Origin of the sequence: Paraburkholderia xenovorans LB400, from assembly GCF_000013645.1 — a bacterium.
Lineage (GTDB): Bacteria > Pseudomonadota > Gammaproteobacteria > Burkholderiales > Burkholderiaceae > Paraburkholderia > Paraburkholderia xenovorans.
Window position 1 is genome coordinate 4,147,185 of the sequence record NC_007951.1, and the last position, 16,139, is coordinate 4,163,323.

17 protein-coding genes and 1 tRNA gene are annotated in these 16,139 nt (G+C 63.4%); 9 read left to right on the forward strand and 9 right to left on the reverse strand.

All coding sequences use genetic code 11. The features are described 5' to 3' along the window. Positions 1-66: 66 nt before the first annotated feature. Positions 67-143: transfer RNA gene (locus BXE_RS18560), tRNA-Met, on the forward strand. 133 nt (positions 144-276) lie between these two features. Here BXE_RS18560 and BXE_RS46600 read toward each other — a convergent pair. After that, entirely contained in the window at positions 277-483 is a 207-nt protein-coding gene (locus BXE_RS46600; protein WP_158340940.1) for a hypothetical protein, read from the reverse strand. Between the two features lie 85 nt (positions 484-568). Here BXE_RS46600 and BXE_RS18565 point away from each other — a divergent pair, with 85 nt between their 5' ends. The 3 genes from BXE_RS18565 to BXE_RS18575 all read left to right on the forward strand — a co-directional run bounded on the left by BXE_RS18565 (position 569) and on the right by BXE_RS18575 (position 2,560). After that, entirely contained in the window at positions 569-1,000 is a 432-nt protein-coding gene (locus tag BXE_RS18565; protein WP_011489758.1) for an STM2901 family protein, read from the forward strand. Continuing rightward, the gene (locus BXE_RS18570) at positions 1,000-1,374 is read left to right on the forward strand and encodes a DUF1493 family protein (protein WP_011489759.1); all 375 of its coding nucleotides are present in this window, start codon (positions 1,000-1,002) and stop codon (positions 1,372-1,374) included. Before BXE_RS18565 ends, BXE_RS18570 begins: the two co-directional genes overlap by 1 nt. Before the next feature lie 835 nt (positions 1,375-2,209). Continuing rightward, positions 2,210-2,560, forward strand: a complete 351-nt coding sequence (locus BXE_RS18575) for a hypothetical protein (RefSeq protein ID WP_011489761.1) — start codon at positions 2,210-2,212, stop codon at positions 2,558-2,560. A 101-nt stretch (positions 2,561-2,661) separates the two neighbouring features. Here BXE_RS18575 and BXE_RS18580 read toward each other — a convergent pair whose 3' ends face one another. The 5 genes from BXE_RS18580 to BXE_RS18600 all read right to left on the reverse strand — a co-directional run bounded on the left by BXE_RS18580 (position 2,662) and on the right by BXE_RS18600 (position 8,893). After that, on the reverse strand, positions 2,662-4,803 hold the full coding sequence (locus BXE_RS18580; protein ID WP_011489762.1) for a phosphocholine-specific phospholipase C: 2,142 nt from the start codon (positions 4,801-4,803) through the stop codon (positions 2,662-2,664). 120 nt (positions 4,804-4,923) lie between these two features. Beyond that, positions 4,924-5,232, reverse strand: a complete 309-nt coding sequence (locus tag BXE_RS18585) for a hypothetical protein (RefSeq protein ID WP_011489763.1) — start codon at positions 5,230-5,232, stop codon at positions 4,924-4,926. Between the two features lie 13 nt (positions 5,233-5,245). Further along, positions 5,246-7,333, reverse strand: coding sequence for a LamG-like jellyroll fold domain-containing protein (locus tag BXE_RS18590; RefSeq protein WP_011489764.1), 2,088 nt, complete (start codon positions 7,331-7,333; stop codon positions 5,246-5,248). A gap of 98 nt (positions 7,334-7,431) precedes the next feature. After that, positions 7,432-8,331 carry a LysR substrate-binding domain-containing protein gene (locus BXE_RS18595; RefSeq protein ID WP_011489765.1) on the reverse strand — a complete coding sequence of 300 codons (900 nt, stop codon included), beginning with the start codon at positions 8,329-8,331 and terminating at the stop codon, positions 7,432-7,434. 118 nt (positions 8,332-8,449) lie between these two features. Next, entirely contained in the window at positions 8,450-8,893 is a 444-nt protein-coding gene (locus BXE_RS18600) for a MarR family winged helix-turn-helix transcriptional regulator (protein WP_038458529.1), read from the reverse strand. 138 nt (positions 8,894-9,031) lie between these two features. Between BXE_RS18600 and BXE_RS18605 the strand changes: the two genes are divergently transcribed. Next, a complete protein-coding gene (locus BXE_RS18605; RefSeq protein ID WP_038457373.1) occupies positions 9,032-10,570 on the forward strand; it encodes a DHA2 family efflux MFS transporter permease subunit in 1,539 nt (512 codons plus the stop codon). 34 nt (positions 10,571-10,604) lie between these two features. On the opposite strand, the gene BXE_RS18610 is transcribed toward BXE_RS18605, so the two are convergent. Then, a complete protein-coding gene (locus BXE_RS18610) occupies positions 10,605-11,390 on the reverse strand; it encodes a FadR/GntR family transcriptional regulator (protein ID WP_011489768.1) in 786 nt (261 codons plus the stop codon). A gap of 125 nt (positions 11,391-11,515) precedes the next feature. On the opposite strand from BXE_RS18610, the gene dgoD reads away from it, so the two are divergent. The 3 genes from dgoD (at position 11,516) to BXE_RS18625 (ending at position 13,527) form a co-directional block, all read left to right on the forward strand. After that, the gene (dgoD, locus tag BXE_RS18615) at positions 11,516-12,664 is read left to right on the forward strand and encodes a galactonate dehydratase (RefSeq protein ID WP_011489769.1); all 1,149 of its coding nucleotides are present in this window, start codon (positions 11,516-11,518) and stop codon (positions 12,662-12,664) included. Between the two features lie 317 nt (positions 12,665-12,981). Next, the gene (locus tag BXE_RS18620; RefSeq protein ID WP_011489770.1) at positions 12,982-13,284 is read left to right on the forward strand and encodes a hypothetical protein; all 303 of its coding nucleotides are present in this window, start codon (positions 12,982-12,984) and stop codon (positions 13,282-13,284) included. Between the two features lie 12 nt (positions 13,285-13,296). Continuing rightward, positions 13,297-13,527 (forward strand): YodC family protein, encoded by a 231-nt coding sequence (locus tag BXE_RS18625; protein ID WP_011489771.1) that lies wholly within the window; start codon positions 13,297-13,299, stop codon positions 13,525-13,527. Positions 13,528-13,720: 193 nt separating this feature from the next. On the opposite strand, the gene BXE_RS18630 is transcribed toward BXE_RS18625, so the two are convergent. Beyond that, positions 13,721-14,650, reverse strand: a complete 930-nt coding sequence (locus tag BXE_RS18630) for a CopD family protein (RefSeq protein ID WP_011489772.1) — start codon at positions 14,648-14,650, stop codon at positions 13,721-13,723. After that, a complete protein-coding gene (copC, locus tag BXE_RS18635) occupies positions 14,647-15,024 on the reverse strand; it encodes a copper homeostasis periplasmic binding protein CopC (protein WP_011489773.1) in 378 nt (125 codons plus the stop codon). The genes BXE_RS18630 and copC overlap by 4 nt, the downstream gene beginning before the upstream one ends. Positions 15,025-15,391: 367 nt before the next feature. Here copC and BXE_RS18640 point away from each other — a divergent pair, with 367 nt between their 5' ends. Continuing rightward, entirely contained in the window at positions 15,392-16,123 is a 732-nt protein-coding gene (locus BXE_RS18640) for a c-type cytochrome (protein WP_011489774.1), read from the forward strand. Positions 16,124-16,139 lie beyond the last annotated feature (16 nt).

A 16,139-nucleotide genomic window follows, 5' to 3' on the forward strand; every position in this document is an offset into this window, starting at 1 on the left:
ACCTGAAAAAGTTGCGCGCCGGGGGTTGACAGCCTCCGGCGCCGTCCGCATAATCTCGCTTCTTTCGGCGAATTAGCTCAGTTGGTTAGAGCGACGGAATCATAATCCGCAGGTCCGGGGTTCGAGTCCCTGATTCGCCACCAGTATCACTCGCAAGGCCCGCTACTCTTAACTGAGAGCGGGCCTTTCGTTTTGCGCCGGTGAGCCAGTTTGTGAGCCATGTCATGCACAAACTCGCGCACGGTTCGAATTGCCGCTCAAGCCGGTTAGGTTACGTCAGGACTTCACCCTCGGCCTTGCGGTATCGATGCGTTCGCCGCCCGGCCACAGCCAGTTGCGCCGCGCGCAAGTCTTGAAACCAGCCAGCGCCGGGCAACTGGCCCGACATTCCGTGCAAGCCAATTTGCCAAACGCGGCCAATTGACTTTCCATTGAATCCAAAGCAAAGCAAATCGCATAATCAAGCAATTGCTGGCCGTTCAATTTATTGCACCCTGGCGCTTTGGGTTTTGTCGCGCGCCCTCCTCTGGTATTCTGCGAAATCCCAAAGTAACGTCCAATTCTGAAAATGAGCGATAACAGATATTCTTATTTTCAATATAGGAACATTTCGGCAGGCGAGTTGTTTTTCTTCGTCGCTCTCGATGAAACTCAAAAGCAACTCGGATTCGAAGACCTCGCCGCCGCTGCGGCGCTCCTACTCGGGCAAAACGATGTCCCTGTGGCGGGCAAGCTCGGCGGAGCCACAGCCGGAACGTCAGTTGTGTCGATGGCCGCGCGCAAGCTCTTGCCGTGGCAAGTGCGCTATCGCCTGCCCACAATCACGAGCGTCGGCGCGAGAAGGTTGAGAATCGCCTTCGCCCGGAACATCGGGGCCTTCGTTGGCCGCGCGATTCCCGTCGTCGGTGTCGTCGTAATGGGCTATGACGCGTTTTTGATCGCGAGGCACACAGTCAACTCGTACAATCGCCTGGTGAAGCCGGAAGACCGGGTGCTTTGATGAGCGAAACGAAAGACGAGGTGTGGAAAAAGCTGGAAGCGTTTGCGCGCGAAGAACTCGGGAAGCCGATTTTCGGGCAGTTGCGCATTGAGCCCAACAGCAAGCTTGAAGACGAATTGGGTCTGACCGGGACCGACGCTGTGGATTTCATCGACAAATGGGCGGAGCGGTTTGGCGTGGCGGCCGAGGGCTTTCCATACGACCGCTATTTTGGGCCCGAAGGACTCGATTTGATCGGCGCGGTCGCGTCGCTATTCTCAAAACGGGACCGGAAGGCCGCTGCGCAACCGCTGACCCTTGGCATGCTCGCCGACGCGATGCGCGCGGGCCGCTGGGACACCGCGGCGATCGAGGCGACGGCTCGCTCGGATTGAAGCGGGCGTCTTCCACAAGCGCTCGCATTCGTTCCGGCGCTTCACAGGGAAGCCGTCGAATTTAGACCAGCGGCGTTGCTCTCATTGGCTCGATCACATAAAAAACGGGGGGCGTGGAGTTGAGCGGGCCAACCGCAGGCCAAATAAAGCTATCGCCATAAACATGCCTCCTAATTTTTTGCCGGGAGATCAGCATGCAAAAACAAGCAGGAACACGCTTTCCTTCGAAAGATATAACGCCAGTTCAAGGACTAATCTTTGTCGCCTTCCTATATGTGTTGTGTTTACTCGCGTGGTCGCAATACCGAGATTAAAACAATACGGACACCCGCAATCAGTTTGCAAAAATTGCACAACAAACGGCGAAGCCTACCGCCATTGATAGTCCCGCTTGTATTGCGAGCCCTCTTTTCCGTCAAAAATTTGATGAAGAAATTTTGCCAAGGGCCAAACCGCTGAATAATTTTAGTTAGCACCCATGCTCCTGCCATCATCAATGACGCCACGAACCATGCGACGTAATATTGGCAATCAAGCATGCAGAAGGTTTGTGTCGGTCGTCATTTTGATATTTATGAACTGATCTTAATGGAATCCCTTTGGGCCTCCCGGTCCGACTGGAACATCATCAGTCGTGATACTATCAGTGAGCCGTTTTAGTTCGTACGAAATTCTGGCTAGCCATTGCCTAAGCGACTGATCTTGCTGGCAAAATCCCGGGAGTGTTTTACCCTCCGTGATTCGCCACCAGTTGCAAAAAAAAGCCGCTGATCCGCAAGGTTCAGCGGCTTTTTTGTTTTGGCTTTCCAAATCGCAACTTCAAGGAGGTTTCTTGATGACGTTCCGCACCGCCATGCTCGCCGTGGCCACCGCTTCCATCACGTTTCTCGGCGGCACTGCCGCGTCGGCCGTTCAGGCCCAGACACCATCCGGCAGCCAGTGGCGCACGAGCTCGACCACCCTCTCCACGCTGCTGCAGGACGGCTACAAGATCGTCGCAGTCGTGAACGGCGCTCACGGCAACGCCGGCCCGGCCGACACGATCTTCGTCCAGCGCGATCAGAGCGCCTTCAAATGTATCGACCCACAGCAGCCTGACGCGAAAACGAAAACGTCCGCCGCACCACCGGCATGTTTCGAACTGGTGCCGCCGTCCGGAGCGGCCGCAGCCTCCGGAACGAACTAGCCGCATTTATCCAGGCACGAGACAAAAAAAGGGAGTCAGCGCCAGGCTGACTCCCTGTGAAGTGCCACTTCCTGCGCTCCTCGCGCGGTCCTGCTGCTGCCTTAACTCGTCACGCCCATTGCCGGGTCGCTGACGCTATCCTTGCCGGTTTCGATACGGCCGGCAAAACGCCGCGAAAACCCACCGGCCGCGCTCAGCGTGAAGTCGTACCAGCCACCCACGGCGCCGGTCGACCAGTACGGCTCGACCTGCATGCCCGCCGGTACCGCGTACGTCCACGGACCGTCGCCGCGATACGCGTTCGAAGTCACCGTGACGTTGGCGACGGCATTGCCCGTATTCATGATCGTCAGATAGACGGCGTTGTTGACCACGTCGTAGCAAACGCGCACTTCCGGGTTCGGTCCGGTCGCCACCGTCGCGACATTTCCCTGAAACGAACGATGAAATCCGTTCGGTCCGAGCACCCACAGACTGTAGTTGCCCTGATCGTCGGCGAGCGCGCTCCATGAGTCCGACAGTTCCTTGCCGGCTTCGACGGTATAGCGGCGCGGCACGCGGTCGAGATGCAACTGGTCGTACACATGGAAAACCGCGCCCGCCGTGCCTGTGTTGCTGAAGACCAGCCAGATCAGGCCATCCTGCACGTCGGCGTTGGCGCTCACGTGCAGCAGATACGGGAGCGCGCGCGACGGCCGCGACATCAGCACCTGCTGCGGCATCTGCTGACTGGCCGCCGACGGCACCGGCACCGCGCCGAGCGCGCTCTGCTGCGTGTTCTGTGCGTCCGCCTGAGCTTTGCTCGGGGCCGCCGGCAGCGAAGCCGGCGGCACGTCGTTCGGATTACGGAAGTTGAATGCCGACGTGAGATCGCCGCACACCGCGCGGCGCCACGGGCTGATATTGGTTTCGGTCACACCGAAACGCTGCTCGAGGAAACGCAATACGGAAGTGTGATCGAACACCTGCGAGTTCACCCAACCGCCGGTGCTCCACGGCGATACGACGAACATCGGCACGCGCGGCCCCGGGCCGAAACATTGTCCGTCCGGCACGATCGGCGACGAATCGCCCGGCGGGTTGGTCTTCGTGAAATATTCGTACTGCGTGTCCACGGTCGACTTGCCGGCAAACGTGCCGTCCGCATTTTTGCTCGGCGCGTCGGGCGGCGGCATGTGATCGAAGAAGCAGTCGTTCTCGTCGTAATTGACGAACAGCACCGTCTTGCTCCACACGTCGGGGTTCGCGGTCAACGTGTCGAGCAGCAGTTGCAGATAGTAAGCGCCCTGCCCCGGCGTCGAGGCGCCGGGGTGTTCGCAGTACGCCTGCGGCGACACGATCCAGCTCACTTGCGGCATCTGCCCCGCGGCGATGTCGTCTTTCAACGCCTGCAGGAAGCCGCCATCGGGCATCGTGTTACCGATGCCCTTGTACAGCGGCGCCACCGCTTCGAGCGACTGCGTGTACGGCAGCAGCGGCGAGCCGGGCAGCGTCTCGTTGACCTTGCGATAGGTCGCGAAGCCGGCGAGCGAATTGTCCGTGTAGTTGTCCGGCATGTTCTGGTAGACCTTCCAGCTCACGCCCGCGGCCTGCAGGCGCTCGGGATAAGTCGTCCACGTCAGGCCCGTGGCGGAAGCGCCGAGGCCATCCCAGCCGTCGTTGTTGACCACCGGATTGGCGCCCGCGCTCGCGCCGTTGGTGCCGGTCCACAGGAAAATGCGGTTGGAGTTGGTGCCGCCATGCAGCGAGCAGTGATAGGCGTCGCAGATCGTGAACGCATTCGCCAACGCGACATGGAACGGCACGTCGGCCTGATTGAGATAACCCATCGACACGTCGCCCTTGGCCTTCGGCCATTGCGTCATGCGTCCGCTGTCCCACGCCTGATGCGCGTCGCTCCACGAATGCGGGCCGCCGGCGAGCAGCGCGTTGCCTTGCGTGCTGTCGAGATGGAACGGCAGCACGGTACGCGTCCCGTCGTTCTGCTGAAACACGGTCGTGCCGCCGGGCTGGGGAATCGTGAAGCGGTCGCTAAAGCCGCGCACGCCTGGCAGCGTGCCGAAATAATGGTCGAACGATCGATTCTCCTGCATGAAGATGACGACGTGCTGCACGTCGTTGATGGTGCCGGTCGTGTTGTTCGCGGGAATCGCCAGCGCGCGGCGAATCGCGGGTGGGAACAGGCCGAGCGCGGCAGCGCCCGCGGCGCTGCGCAGGAAGGTACGGCGGTCCAGTGAGGTCATGTTTGGTGTGTTGGAATCGTCAGAATCTGTGCGCCCGGAGTGACCCCCTGCATGGCCGCCGTATTGGACGGCCAGAGGGTGGGAAGGTCGACGTGACAGGCGCACGCGGCAGTGGCTGCGTCAGGGCGCGCAGACGAGTTGCGTGTTCTGCAACGGTTGCGCGGCACTCGCCCCCGACGCGGCACACGCGCCTGAAGCGGGTGCCGCGACGATCGCCACCGCCGCGCTCGCGCCGCCCGCGCCGCTGCTGCCGTTGCCTGAGCCGCTTGAGCCGCTTGAGCCGCCATCGCAGCCGGCCAGCGTGACGCACACCACACACAAGGCCGCCGCTGCAAGCAGCCCGCGTTTCGCCGCCTCGCCGCAGCGCGCGAGAGCCTCGCCTATCTCATGCGCCTCGCGCACCTTCGAACAGGAAGTGGTCGGGTTCATTGCGGAACTCCGTTTAATGGATCAGGGTGGAGAGCGGTTGCCCGGAACCGTAGACCGACTGCAACTCGGCTTCAGTGACGATACGGGTCCAGAGCGCGAGATCGCTGAATGCCTGCACATCCGGCGGCGTGGCCGCGCACTCGCCAACGGTGTACGGCGGGCTGTCGTTACAGGCGTTCATGTAGTAGCGGCCCGTGCCGTCCTCATTGAGCCCGAACACGCCGAGACCTGGCAGCCTGGCGATGTTCACGCTCAACGTCTGGCCCAGCACCTTCTGCTCGCCCAGCACCGGGTCGAAGATGTACGCGTTGATCTTCTTCGCCGAGGTGTCGATGCTCAGCGCGAGATACGTCCATTTGTTCGCACTGACGTTCAGGCTGTTGATGTCGTTGCGCGTGCTGCCATCGCCGACATTGAAGCGGATGTTGCAGCTCGTGCCCGAACCGGGGAACAGACCGATCGCGATGCCGGCATTGCCGCCCGAGTAGTAGTTCTTGTTCGAGAACACAGGCGTGCCATTACCCGTGAGATTCGCGCACGACGTGTAGAACCAGAAGCCGATCGTGAACTGCGCATGTGTCGTCACGTCGTCGGTCTGCGCGAGCTTGTAGCCGTCGAAACCATTGCTGTCGACCGTATGCGTGTCGATCTGCAATCCCTTGCCGCCGAACGGGTCGGCGACCAGCGTGCCGGCGTCGGCGTCCGCGGCCCACGGACCCATCGTGCTGGCGCTCAGACGGTCCACCGGCGGCAGTGCGCCGAACGGGTAGTAGCTGCTCAACCCCGTGGTCAGCGTGGTGGCGAGCGGCGGCGGCGGGGGCGGCGGAGGCGGAGGTTGCACGTACACGACCTGGGTGATCGTCGAGAGCGGCGCGCCGCCGGCTGCCACCGTGTAGTTGAACGGATACACGCCGGTGGTCGTCAGACCGAGCTGGCTGTCGGTGTAGGTCGCCGTGCCGGCCGGCAGGCTCGCGATCACGCTGCCGTTGCGCAGCACGCTGATCGCGCCGCTGGCCGGCGCCGCCCACTTCAGCACGAGGCTGGCGTTGTCGCTGCCGGTCGTGCCGAGCAGTTGCGAGACCGGCGTGGCGCCGAGCAGTTGCCCGCCGTCGAGCGCATAGGACGCGGCGTCCGGCAGTGCGCCCTGATAGGCGAGCAGCGTCGGCGTGACGTCCGCGATGCTGGCGCGCGTGTAGAGCGCGGCCATCGTCGCCGGCGCGGCGGTGTTGCCGAGGCGCGCGTTCGGCGTCTGGTTCAGCGCGATAAAGCTGGTCGACTCAGCCCGAAGCGGCAATCCGTCGGTGCCGCCGGCCGCGTTCAGCCCGTGACCGGCGGTCACCATGACGAGCCAGCTCTCGTTGCTGCGTTTGGCGGTCTCGCCGATCAACGTGCCGACCGCCGCATCCAGTTGCACCAGCGTGTTCGCGTAGTTCGTCGATGCGAGGCCGGCGTTGAGCGCCGCGTCCTGCGCCGAATGGTATTGCGCGACCACGAACGAATAGCCGTTGCCGATCATGCCGGCGCCGGTCTGCGTCACACAGGTATCGACCGATGCGCAGTTCACCAGCGTGTTCAGATAGCCGGCATTCTGATCCGGGTTCAACAGGGTCGCGAGGCTTCCCGAATCGACGACCGCACCCGTCGAACCGGCGCCCGCGCTCCTGAGCATCTGGAACACGGTGCTGCTGTGCAGAGCCTGATTGGGTGCGTCGGAATTGATCTGGTGGCGGTCCGCCCACGTGCCGGTGAGCACCGAAGCCCAGCCGGGCGTGTCGAGGTTCGGCTGCTGCGACAGCGTGCCGTTGACGCCGCCGCTATAGGCGGGCGCCACAGTCAGTTTGGCGAGATTCGGCAGCTTGCCGCCGGCGATGCCGGCACTCAGCGCGCTATACGTCACGCCGTCGAGTTCGATCAGCAGCATTTTTCTGGCGGGCGGCGCCGTGACTGCCGGTGTGCTGGCGGGGGTGCCGCCCGCACCGTTGTTGACGTTCCCGCTGTCCGACTGCGAAACGCCGCCGCAGCCGCTCAGCGCCGCCGTCGCGCCGAGAGCGCCGAGCAGCGCCAGGCCGCATGCGAATTGCGCCACGGTGTGCCGTGTCATGTTGGTCCTCTCTTCGATGCCGATGTGCGCCGGACCATCCGGCGAGTCGATGCAACGATAGGGACCGTGGACGACGAGGGTATGTCGTTCTGCGCAAGCTAGCCGATAACGGCATCAGCTTTTTTTGTGGGCTGCCGGGTGCAACCGTCGACGTCGGCCATGAACGAGGTGATCAGACGCGAACCGGCTCGCGCCTGCAGGTAATACAGGTACTCCTGCAGGATCGGTGCATCGGTTTCGAGAGGAACCTGCCGCAGATCGGGATGCGCCGGCGCTTCGCCGAGCGGCATCAGCGTACAGCCCATGTTGTGGCGGATCGCTTCGTAGATTGCTTCACGGCTGCCGATCTCGATCAGCACGGCCGGCTGCACGCCGATCCGCTTGAGCGCCATCTCGGTCGCCTCGCGGGTGCGCGAACCGGCTTCGCGCAACAGCAGCGTATGCGCGGCGACATCGGCGAGCCTGACCGTTTTCTGCGCGGCGAGCGGATGCCTGCAATGCGCGACGACGACAAGCGGGTCGTCGGCAATCGTGCGGCGTGCGAAACGCGGGTCGTCAACGCGCTGCGACGACACGGCCAGATCGACGCGGAAGTCGAGCAGCGCATCGAGAATCTGCTGCGAGTTACCGATTTCGACGCAAATCTTCACGGCGGGATAGTGGCGATGAAACGCCGCGATGGCCGGCAGAATGTAGTAAGGCCCGGTCGCGCCGACCCGCAGATTGCCGGCTGCCAGCTCACGCTCGTTGCGCAGCGTGAAGTCGATGTCGCTCTCGATCTGCTGCATCCGGTCGATCAGCGGCATCAACGCGGCGCCCGCGTCGGTCAGATCGAAGCGGCTGCCGCGCCGGTGGAACAGCTCGACGCCATACTGCTTTTCGAGTTGCTGGATACGCGCCGTGATGGTCGGCTGACTGACTTCGAGACGCTTCGCGGCGGCGGTCACACTGCCCTGCCGGACAGTTTCGTAAAAGGCGACCAGAAGCGGAGCGAGCATGGAAGGGTCGAAGGAAAACTTTCAATTTATTACCGCGACAAGGCAATTTCGTTACGGGCGATTTTATTTCCGTAAGCCGGGCCGCCGGCCGGCTCGCACCTGCCGCAACCGTCCTGCATCACCGATCCACCAGCCGGCTCAGATTGCCTCGCACCCGCTGCAACAGGGCGATCAACTGTTTCGCCTCTTCGCCGGTGAAGCCGTTCAGCGCTTCGAGCGCGACCTCGTCGCCCACCTTGCGTGCCTTGCCGAGCGTGCGCTCGGCCTTCGGCGTCATGTGCACCTGGCGTTCGCGGCGGTCCTGCGGATTGGCGGTCCGCTCGATCCAGCCGCCCTCTTCCATCCGGTCGAGCAGACGGCCCGCCGAAATCGGCGCGACTTCGAGCAGGTCCGCGAGCCGCGCCTGATTGGTGTCGCCGTAATGCGCGAGATAGGCCAGCACGCGGCACTGCGCGCGCGTCAGGTCGACCGAAGACTTCGCGAGATCGTCGAAACGCTTGCCGGTCAGACGGCCGACGTCGGAAATCAGGAAGCCGAAGCGCTCATCGAGTTGGGTTTTCATCCGCGAATTATACGAAAGGCCTTCGTTCTTCAGCATTGAAACAGGCGAAATTCAGGCTCCGCATAATTCCCGATGCCGCGCGCTCGCGCAACCGATATACTAAGCATGCTTATTATATCGACGACCCCCCGCTCATTCATGTCTTCCGACACCCCGGTAGCCACCGCCGCCGCGCCGCTCAACCGGCCGATGATCACCATCTCGATCATGCTGGCAACGTTGATCCAGACGCTCGACAGCACGATCGCCAACGTGGCGCTGCCGCATATGCAGGGCACGCTGTCCGCTTCGCAGGACGAGATCACGTGGGTGCTGACCTCGTACATCGTCGCCGCCGCGATCGCCACGCCGCTCACCGGCTGGCTCTCGGACCGGTTGAGCGTCAAGCGCCTGCTGATCGTCGCGATCGGCGGCTTCACGGTGTCGTCGGCGTTATGCGGGTTGTCGGAGACGCTTACGCAGATCGTCGCGTCGCGTTTGCTGCAAGGCGTTTTCGGCGCGTCGCTGGTGCCGCTGTCGCAGTCCATCCTGCTCGACATCAACCCACGCGAAAAGCAGGGCCAGGCGATGGCGGTGTGGGGCATGGGCGTGATGGTCGGACCGATTCTCGGCCCGACGCTCGGTGGCTGGCTCACTGACAGCTACAACTGGCGCTGGGTGTTTTTCATCAACGTGCCGATCGGCGCGTTCGCGCTGTTCGGCGTGGCGACCTTCCTGCCCTCGCGCGAACCGAAACACGACGTGAAGTTCGACGCGTTCGGCTTCGCCACGCTCGGTCTCGCCATTGGCGCATTGCAGGCCATGCTCGATCGCGGCGAGCAACTCGACTGGTTCGGCTCCAACGAGATCGTCATCGAGGCGCTGCTCGCGGCAATCAGCTTCGCATTCTTTCTCGCGCACACGGCAACAGTCGGCAAGAAGTCGTTCTTCAAATATGAACTGTTGAAGGACCCGAACTTCGCCACCGGCACGTTCTTCATCTTCGTGATCGGCGCGGTGATGTATGCGACGCGCGCGCTGCTGCCGCCCATGCTGCAGAACCTGATGAACTATCCGGTCGCGACTACCGGCCTCGTCACGGCGCCGAGCGGCGCGGGCACGATGGTCGCCATGCTGTTCGCCGGGCGCCTGCTGAAGCGGATCGATGCGCGAATCCTGCTGCTCGCGGGCTTCCTGATCTCGGCGTTCGCGCTATGGCAGATGATGCATTACACGATCGTGCTGTCAGCTTCGGACATTGTCTGGCCTGGGGTGATTCAGGGCTTCGGGCTCGGCCTCGTGTTCGTGCCGCTGAGCGCGCTGACCTTCTCGACGCTCACGCCCGAACTGCGCGCGGACGGCACCGCAACGTACAGCCTGATGCGCAATATCGGCAGCAGTATCGGCATTTCGATCGTGCAAACGCTGATGACGCGCAACACGCAGGTCTCGCACGCGGACCTCGCGGCGAATATCACGGCCTTCAATCCCGCGGTTCAGCCCATGCTCAACACCGGCTCGAACTACGACATGGCCGCGCTGAATGCGTCGATCACCCAGCAGGCGTCGATGATCGCCTATCTGAACGACTTCAAGCTGATGTTCATGGCAACGCTGCTGGTCATTCCGCTGCTTCTGCTGATCCGCCCCGCGCACAAGGCGCCGGACGCGTCGGTGGCGCACGCCGCGATGGATTGAAGCGCGGCGGCGTGGCCAGCCGCGAGGCTGACGCCTAGGCCTCGATGCGGGCGCGTGTCACACCTAGAAGTCCCGCCATCGCCGCGCGCGCCGCGGCGGCGTCGCGATCGCGAATGGCTTCGAATACGGCCGTATGCTCCGCCAGCGACGCATTGAACACGTCCGCGCGTTTCGCGTTCAGGCGCAGTTGCGCTTCGAGCGTCCGCTCGATCAGCGTGCCGAGCGGGATCAGCAATTCATTGCTGCACGCAATCAGCACGCTCAAATGAAACTGCAGATCGGCGCGCACCCATTCGTCGACATTGCGCGCCGCGATCATGGCCGCATGAGCCAAGGCGAGTGCCCGGAAGGTGTCGTCCGTATGCGAGGCCGCTGCCAGACCCGCCGCGTACGGCTCGATCATCTCGCGCATTTCCTGCAGCTTGAGCGCGAACGCCATCGGCTCGGCAACCCGCGAGTACCAGTCGAGCACGTCGACATCGAGCAGATTCCACGCGCGCTTCGGCCGCACCCGCGTGCCCACGCGCGGACGCGATTCGATCAGGCCTTTCGACGTGAGCGTGCGCAACGCTTCGCGCAACACCGTGCGGCTCACGCCGAAGGTTTCCATCAACGCCGCTTCGCGCGGCAGGATCGACTCGGGCGCATAGTCGCCGCGCAGAATCGCGGTTGCCAGCAGATGGGCGACACGCCCATGCAGATCATGCTGAATAGCTTTCTCCCAGCTGCCTTGCGGCGCTATCGATATCGGAACCAGGCCCGGAACGAGCGCGATTATCCGGCATCTCGACCGTGACACCCACCGCTTCGACAACGCCATGTGGAGGAGACGACGTCGCACTATTTGACCAATAGTACTATTGATAGTATTTAAAAGCGCTTTTGTTGTAGCATGTGAATCCTCGAAATATTCGCAGGCGCCCAAGCCGCAAGGAGACGCACACCATGAAAATCACCCGGCTCGAAACCTTCATCGTCCCGCCGCGCTGGTGCTTCCTGAAGATCGAAACCGACGAAGGCATTGTCGGCTGGGGCGAGCCGGTGGTCGAAGGCCGCGCGCATACGGTGGCGGCCGCGGTGGAAGAACTGTCCGACTATCTGATCGGCAAAGATCCGCTTCTGATCGAAGACCACTGGCAGGTGATGTATCGCGCGGGCTTCTATCGCGGCGGTCCGATCACGATGAGCGCGATCGCCGGCGTCGACCAGGCGCTGTGGGACATCAAGGGCAAGCATCATGGCGTGCCGGTTCATGCGCTGCTCGGCGGCCAGGTGCGCGACAGGATCAAGGTGTACTCGTGGATCGGCGGCGACCGTCCGAGCGACGTGGCCAACAACGCGCGCGCCGTGGTCGAACGCGGCTTCAAGGCCGTGAAGATGAACGGCTCCGAAGAACTGCAGATCATCGACACCTTCGACAAGGTGCAAGGCGTCATCAACAACGTGGCGGCGGTGCGCGAGGCGGTCGGACCGAACATCGGCATCGGCGTGGACTTCCACGGCCGCGTGCACAAGCCGATGGCCAAGGTGCTGGCGAAAGAACTCGACCCGTACAAGCTGCTCTTCATCGAAGAACCGGTGCTCTCGGAGAACGCCGAAGCGCTGCGCGACATCGTCAATCAGACCAGCACGCCGATCGCGCTGGGCGAGCGGCTGTATTCGCGCTGGGACTTCAAGCACATTCTGTCGGGCGGCTACGTCGACATCATTCAGCCGGACGCGTCGCACGCGGGCGGCATTACCGAGTGCCGCAAGATCGCGTCGATGGCCGAAGCCTACGACGTCGCGCTCGCGCTGCATTGCCCGCTCGGCCCGATCGCGCTGGCGACCTGTCTGCAGATCGACGCGGTGAGCTACAACGCGTTCATCCAGGAACAGAGCCTCGGCATCCACTACAACCAGGGCAACGACCTGCTCGACTACATCAGGAATCCGGAGGTCTTCAGGTACGAAGACGGCTTCGTGTCGATTCCGCAAGGCCCGGGGCTCGGCATCGAGGTCAACGAGGAGAAAGTGCGGGAGATGGCGAAGATCGGCCACCGCTGGCGCAATCCGGTGTGGCGCCATGAAGACGGCAGCGTCGCCGAATGGTGATCAGGTGAAAGAGCGCCGCCCGTGGGCGGCGTTTTCGATTGGCGCGCACGTTCGTGTCCTGACGTTGGCGTTTTCAAGCGCTGCCGTGACACGCGGCGAGCGCGTTACGGCGACGTGACGCGCCAGGCGTCGCAGTTACGTAACATCCCGGACCGAATGGCCCGAAACAGGCCGTTCCGGGTCTCCCTCCGCCCCGCCAACCTCCCCGTAAAAGCCTTATTCATCAAGGCTCTCGCACCGTTTGTTCGGCATCGGACATACGCATGGCCCACTCCTTGCTCAAATGCGGTCGAACGACACATGCATCGGGGTACATCATGGGCGAATTCCTTCCTGACTATCTGTTGCGCGAACAGGCCGCCGTCGGCGCGCTGGTGGTGTTCGGCGTGCTGCGCATCATCGGCGCGGCGCTGGCGTTCGAGCGCGGCTGGCGCATCTCGGTCGTCGAGAAATGCTTCATTGGCGCCGCGGTGGTCTATTGCCTGCCGCAACTGTTCGATCTGCTGACGCATACATACGGGATGCGCGCCGCCGGCGCCGAACTCGAAGGCAAAGCCGCGGGCTGCGCCATCGCGCTCTTTTGCGCGCCGATCCTCGGACATCGGCTCGGCTTCGAATAAGCGGAGGGCGTCATGCGGCTGCCGAGGCGTCTCACGAGGCGCGCGAAACCCGCGTATCGCTCGGGCGACGTCCTGAAGCTCAAGTCGGGCGGCCGCCCGATGACGGTGACCTGGAGCGGTCCGGTGCTGTTCGCGCCGGGCAACTGGCTGATCTGCCAGTGGTTCAGCGACGCGGGCGAATTGCGGCAGGAGATGTTTCCGGAGGAGACACTGGAGCGGGCGAGCCACATGGCCGCCGCCTGAAGAGCAATAGCGGATTGCCGGCCACCGCCAGGCGACCGTGTGTATTGCGCCGCACGTGTTTGCCGTGCGGCGCTTTTTTGCGGCTTACAGGACGCGGGCGAGTCTTTGCAGACTTGAGCCAATGCGGACGCGCTCGAAGCTCAAATGGCGGCGGACATGCCGCCAGTCCCGCCGGCCATCTCGCGCCACGGTCTCAACCGAGCGCGGCAAACGCCGGCACGCTATGCGACAGCGCGGCCGCCGCGACGAACGCGCCGATCATTGCCAGTGCTTCCAGATACAGCACGTTGACGAACGTATGGGCGTCCATTGTCGAGGCCGTACGGCGCAGGCGCGGCAGCGCCGAAAAACGGTTGAGTCCGCCGAGCACGAGCGCGAGCGCGACAAGCGCGAGCTTGAGCATCAGCACATGGCCCCACGTGCTCAGCTCGATCGCCTCGAACGAGCCGCCCGAACCCCGCACCGCGTTGAAGATGCCGGAGAGCAGCACCAGCGCAACCGCCACCACCGAAACATTCGATACCTGAGTCGCCGTGCGGATCAACATGCCGCGCGCGGTCGAGGTGCCGAGCGCCGGCAGAACTGCAAGCCCCGCCGCCATCGCCAGCCCGCCCCACACACTGGTGACGAGCACGTGCAGCGTTTGCATGGCAATCGCGGCCGAGGCCGGCCCGGCATCGGCCGCATGTCCCAGCGAGGCCTTGCCCGCGGCGACCGCGATCACCGCCAGCCACAGCAGCGCATTGCGCAGCATGCCGGTATGACTGGCCATCGCCGTGCCGAGCAATACCAGCGCGCCAGCAAACGCGAGGCTCCAGCCATAGCCGACATGGGTTTGCGTGAGCACGGTCGGCACCACGCCGATCGCGGCCGGCAATGCGACACCGCCCATCGACGCCGCCTGATACAACAGCCAGCCGAGGTCCGCGAGCACCAGCACGACCGTCGCCGTCAACATCGAGCGTTGCGCGCGCAACCAGGCGGGACGCGCGGGCGAGATCTTCTGCTGGGCGTCCTTCGCGAGCCACGCGCCGAGCAACGCCGAACCGACCGCAAACGCAAACGCGACATTCATGAGCGCGGCCATTGCGACCTGCCCGATCCAGAGTCCGTCGATGCTCATTTGACGATGAACGCAAAGTCGCCTTGGGTCCGGTGGCCATCCGTGGCTACCGCCGTCCAGTGCACCGCATAGCGCCCGGCATTCAGCTGCGGCAGCGGCAGATGCATGACCCTGGCGTCGCCCGGGTCGACCTGCGACGCAGCCGGCGCGGCCGTGTTACCGCTCGCGTCGGCAAGCGCGATCTTGCTGAAAGCCGGTTCGAGCGGTTCGGTGAAATGGATCGTCACTTCGGCAGGCGCGACGACTTCGGCGTTTGCGGCCGGCTGGCTCGACATCAGATGCGCATGGGCGAATGCCGTGGACGTCGCAACTAGCGCCAGGGCGCCGAGCATCGGCGCTCGCAGCGCCGGACGGGAAAATTTGGGTAGCTTCATGTGAGGCCGATAGGGGATGATCAGGAAAACAGTGGGCGTCGGACCCGGGCATTCCCGGCCGGATGGAGGCCGGCGCGCCCGGAAGTGTACGCTTCGATGGCGGGTGCGGGCGTCGGTTCAAACTGGTTTGTGGATAGATCGTCCGGGTTCGACGCTTGCCCCTTGATTGCGCAGGCAAATTCGGATGATCGACAGATAGCCCGACGCAGCGCTGCGCGTCAAACTGTCGCATAGCTGTGACAGCCGGAACCTTCTCTAATGAGGCAAATAGTCACCATCACCCTTCGATGATAGAATGCTGCGTCGCCGCAGCGCCGGCTGCCCTTCACACCGAGCCGCTCGAAGTTCGGTCAGGTCCCCGATTTTGATGGAGTTACGCGTGTCTTCAAGACGCATTTTCCGCCCGTTGCTTGCCCTTCTGCTGATCGGCTCCGCGGGTGTCTATAGCGCTGCGAAAGCGCAGACTCAACCGAAGGCCCCCGACACGATGGAAGCGCGCGTGCAAGGCTGCACGGCCTGCCACGGCACTCACGGCCAAGGTACCGACAACGACTACTTCCCGCGCCTCGCGGGCAAGCCGGCCGACTATCTGTACAACCAGTTGCAGAACTTCCGCGAAGGGCGCCGCAAGTACCCGCCCATGAACTACCTCGTCACGTATCTCTCGGACGACTACCTTCATCAGATCGCCACGTACTTCTCGCAGCAGCGTCCGCCGTATCCGCCGCCGGCCAAACCAACGGTGTCGGCAAGCACGCTCGCGCGCGGCCAGCAGATCGTGCTGAACGGCGACGCCTCGAAGCAGATTCCGGCTTGCGCGGCTTGCCACGGCAAGGGTTTGACCGGCATGGAACCCGCTATCCCGGGTCTGGTCGGTCTGCACTCCGACTACATCAGCGCGCAGCTCGGCGCATGGCGCTCGGGCTCGCGTCACGCCATTGCGCCTGATTGCATGCACACCATCGCCACGCGTCTGACCGACGAAGACGTGAACGCCGTTGCCGCATGGCTTTCCACGCAACAGGCTCCACAAAACCCCGTGCCGGCTCCGGCCCGCTCGATGAAGACTCCGCTTGCCTGCGGCAGCGAACCGCAATAAGGCAACGGGAGAGACA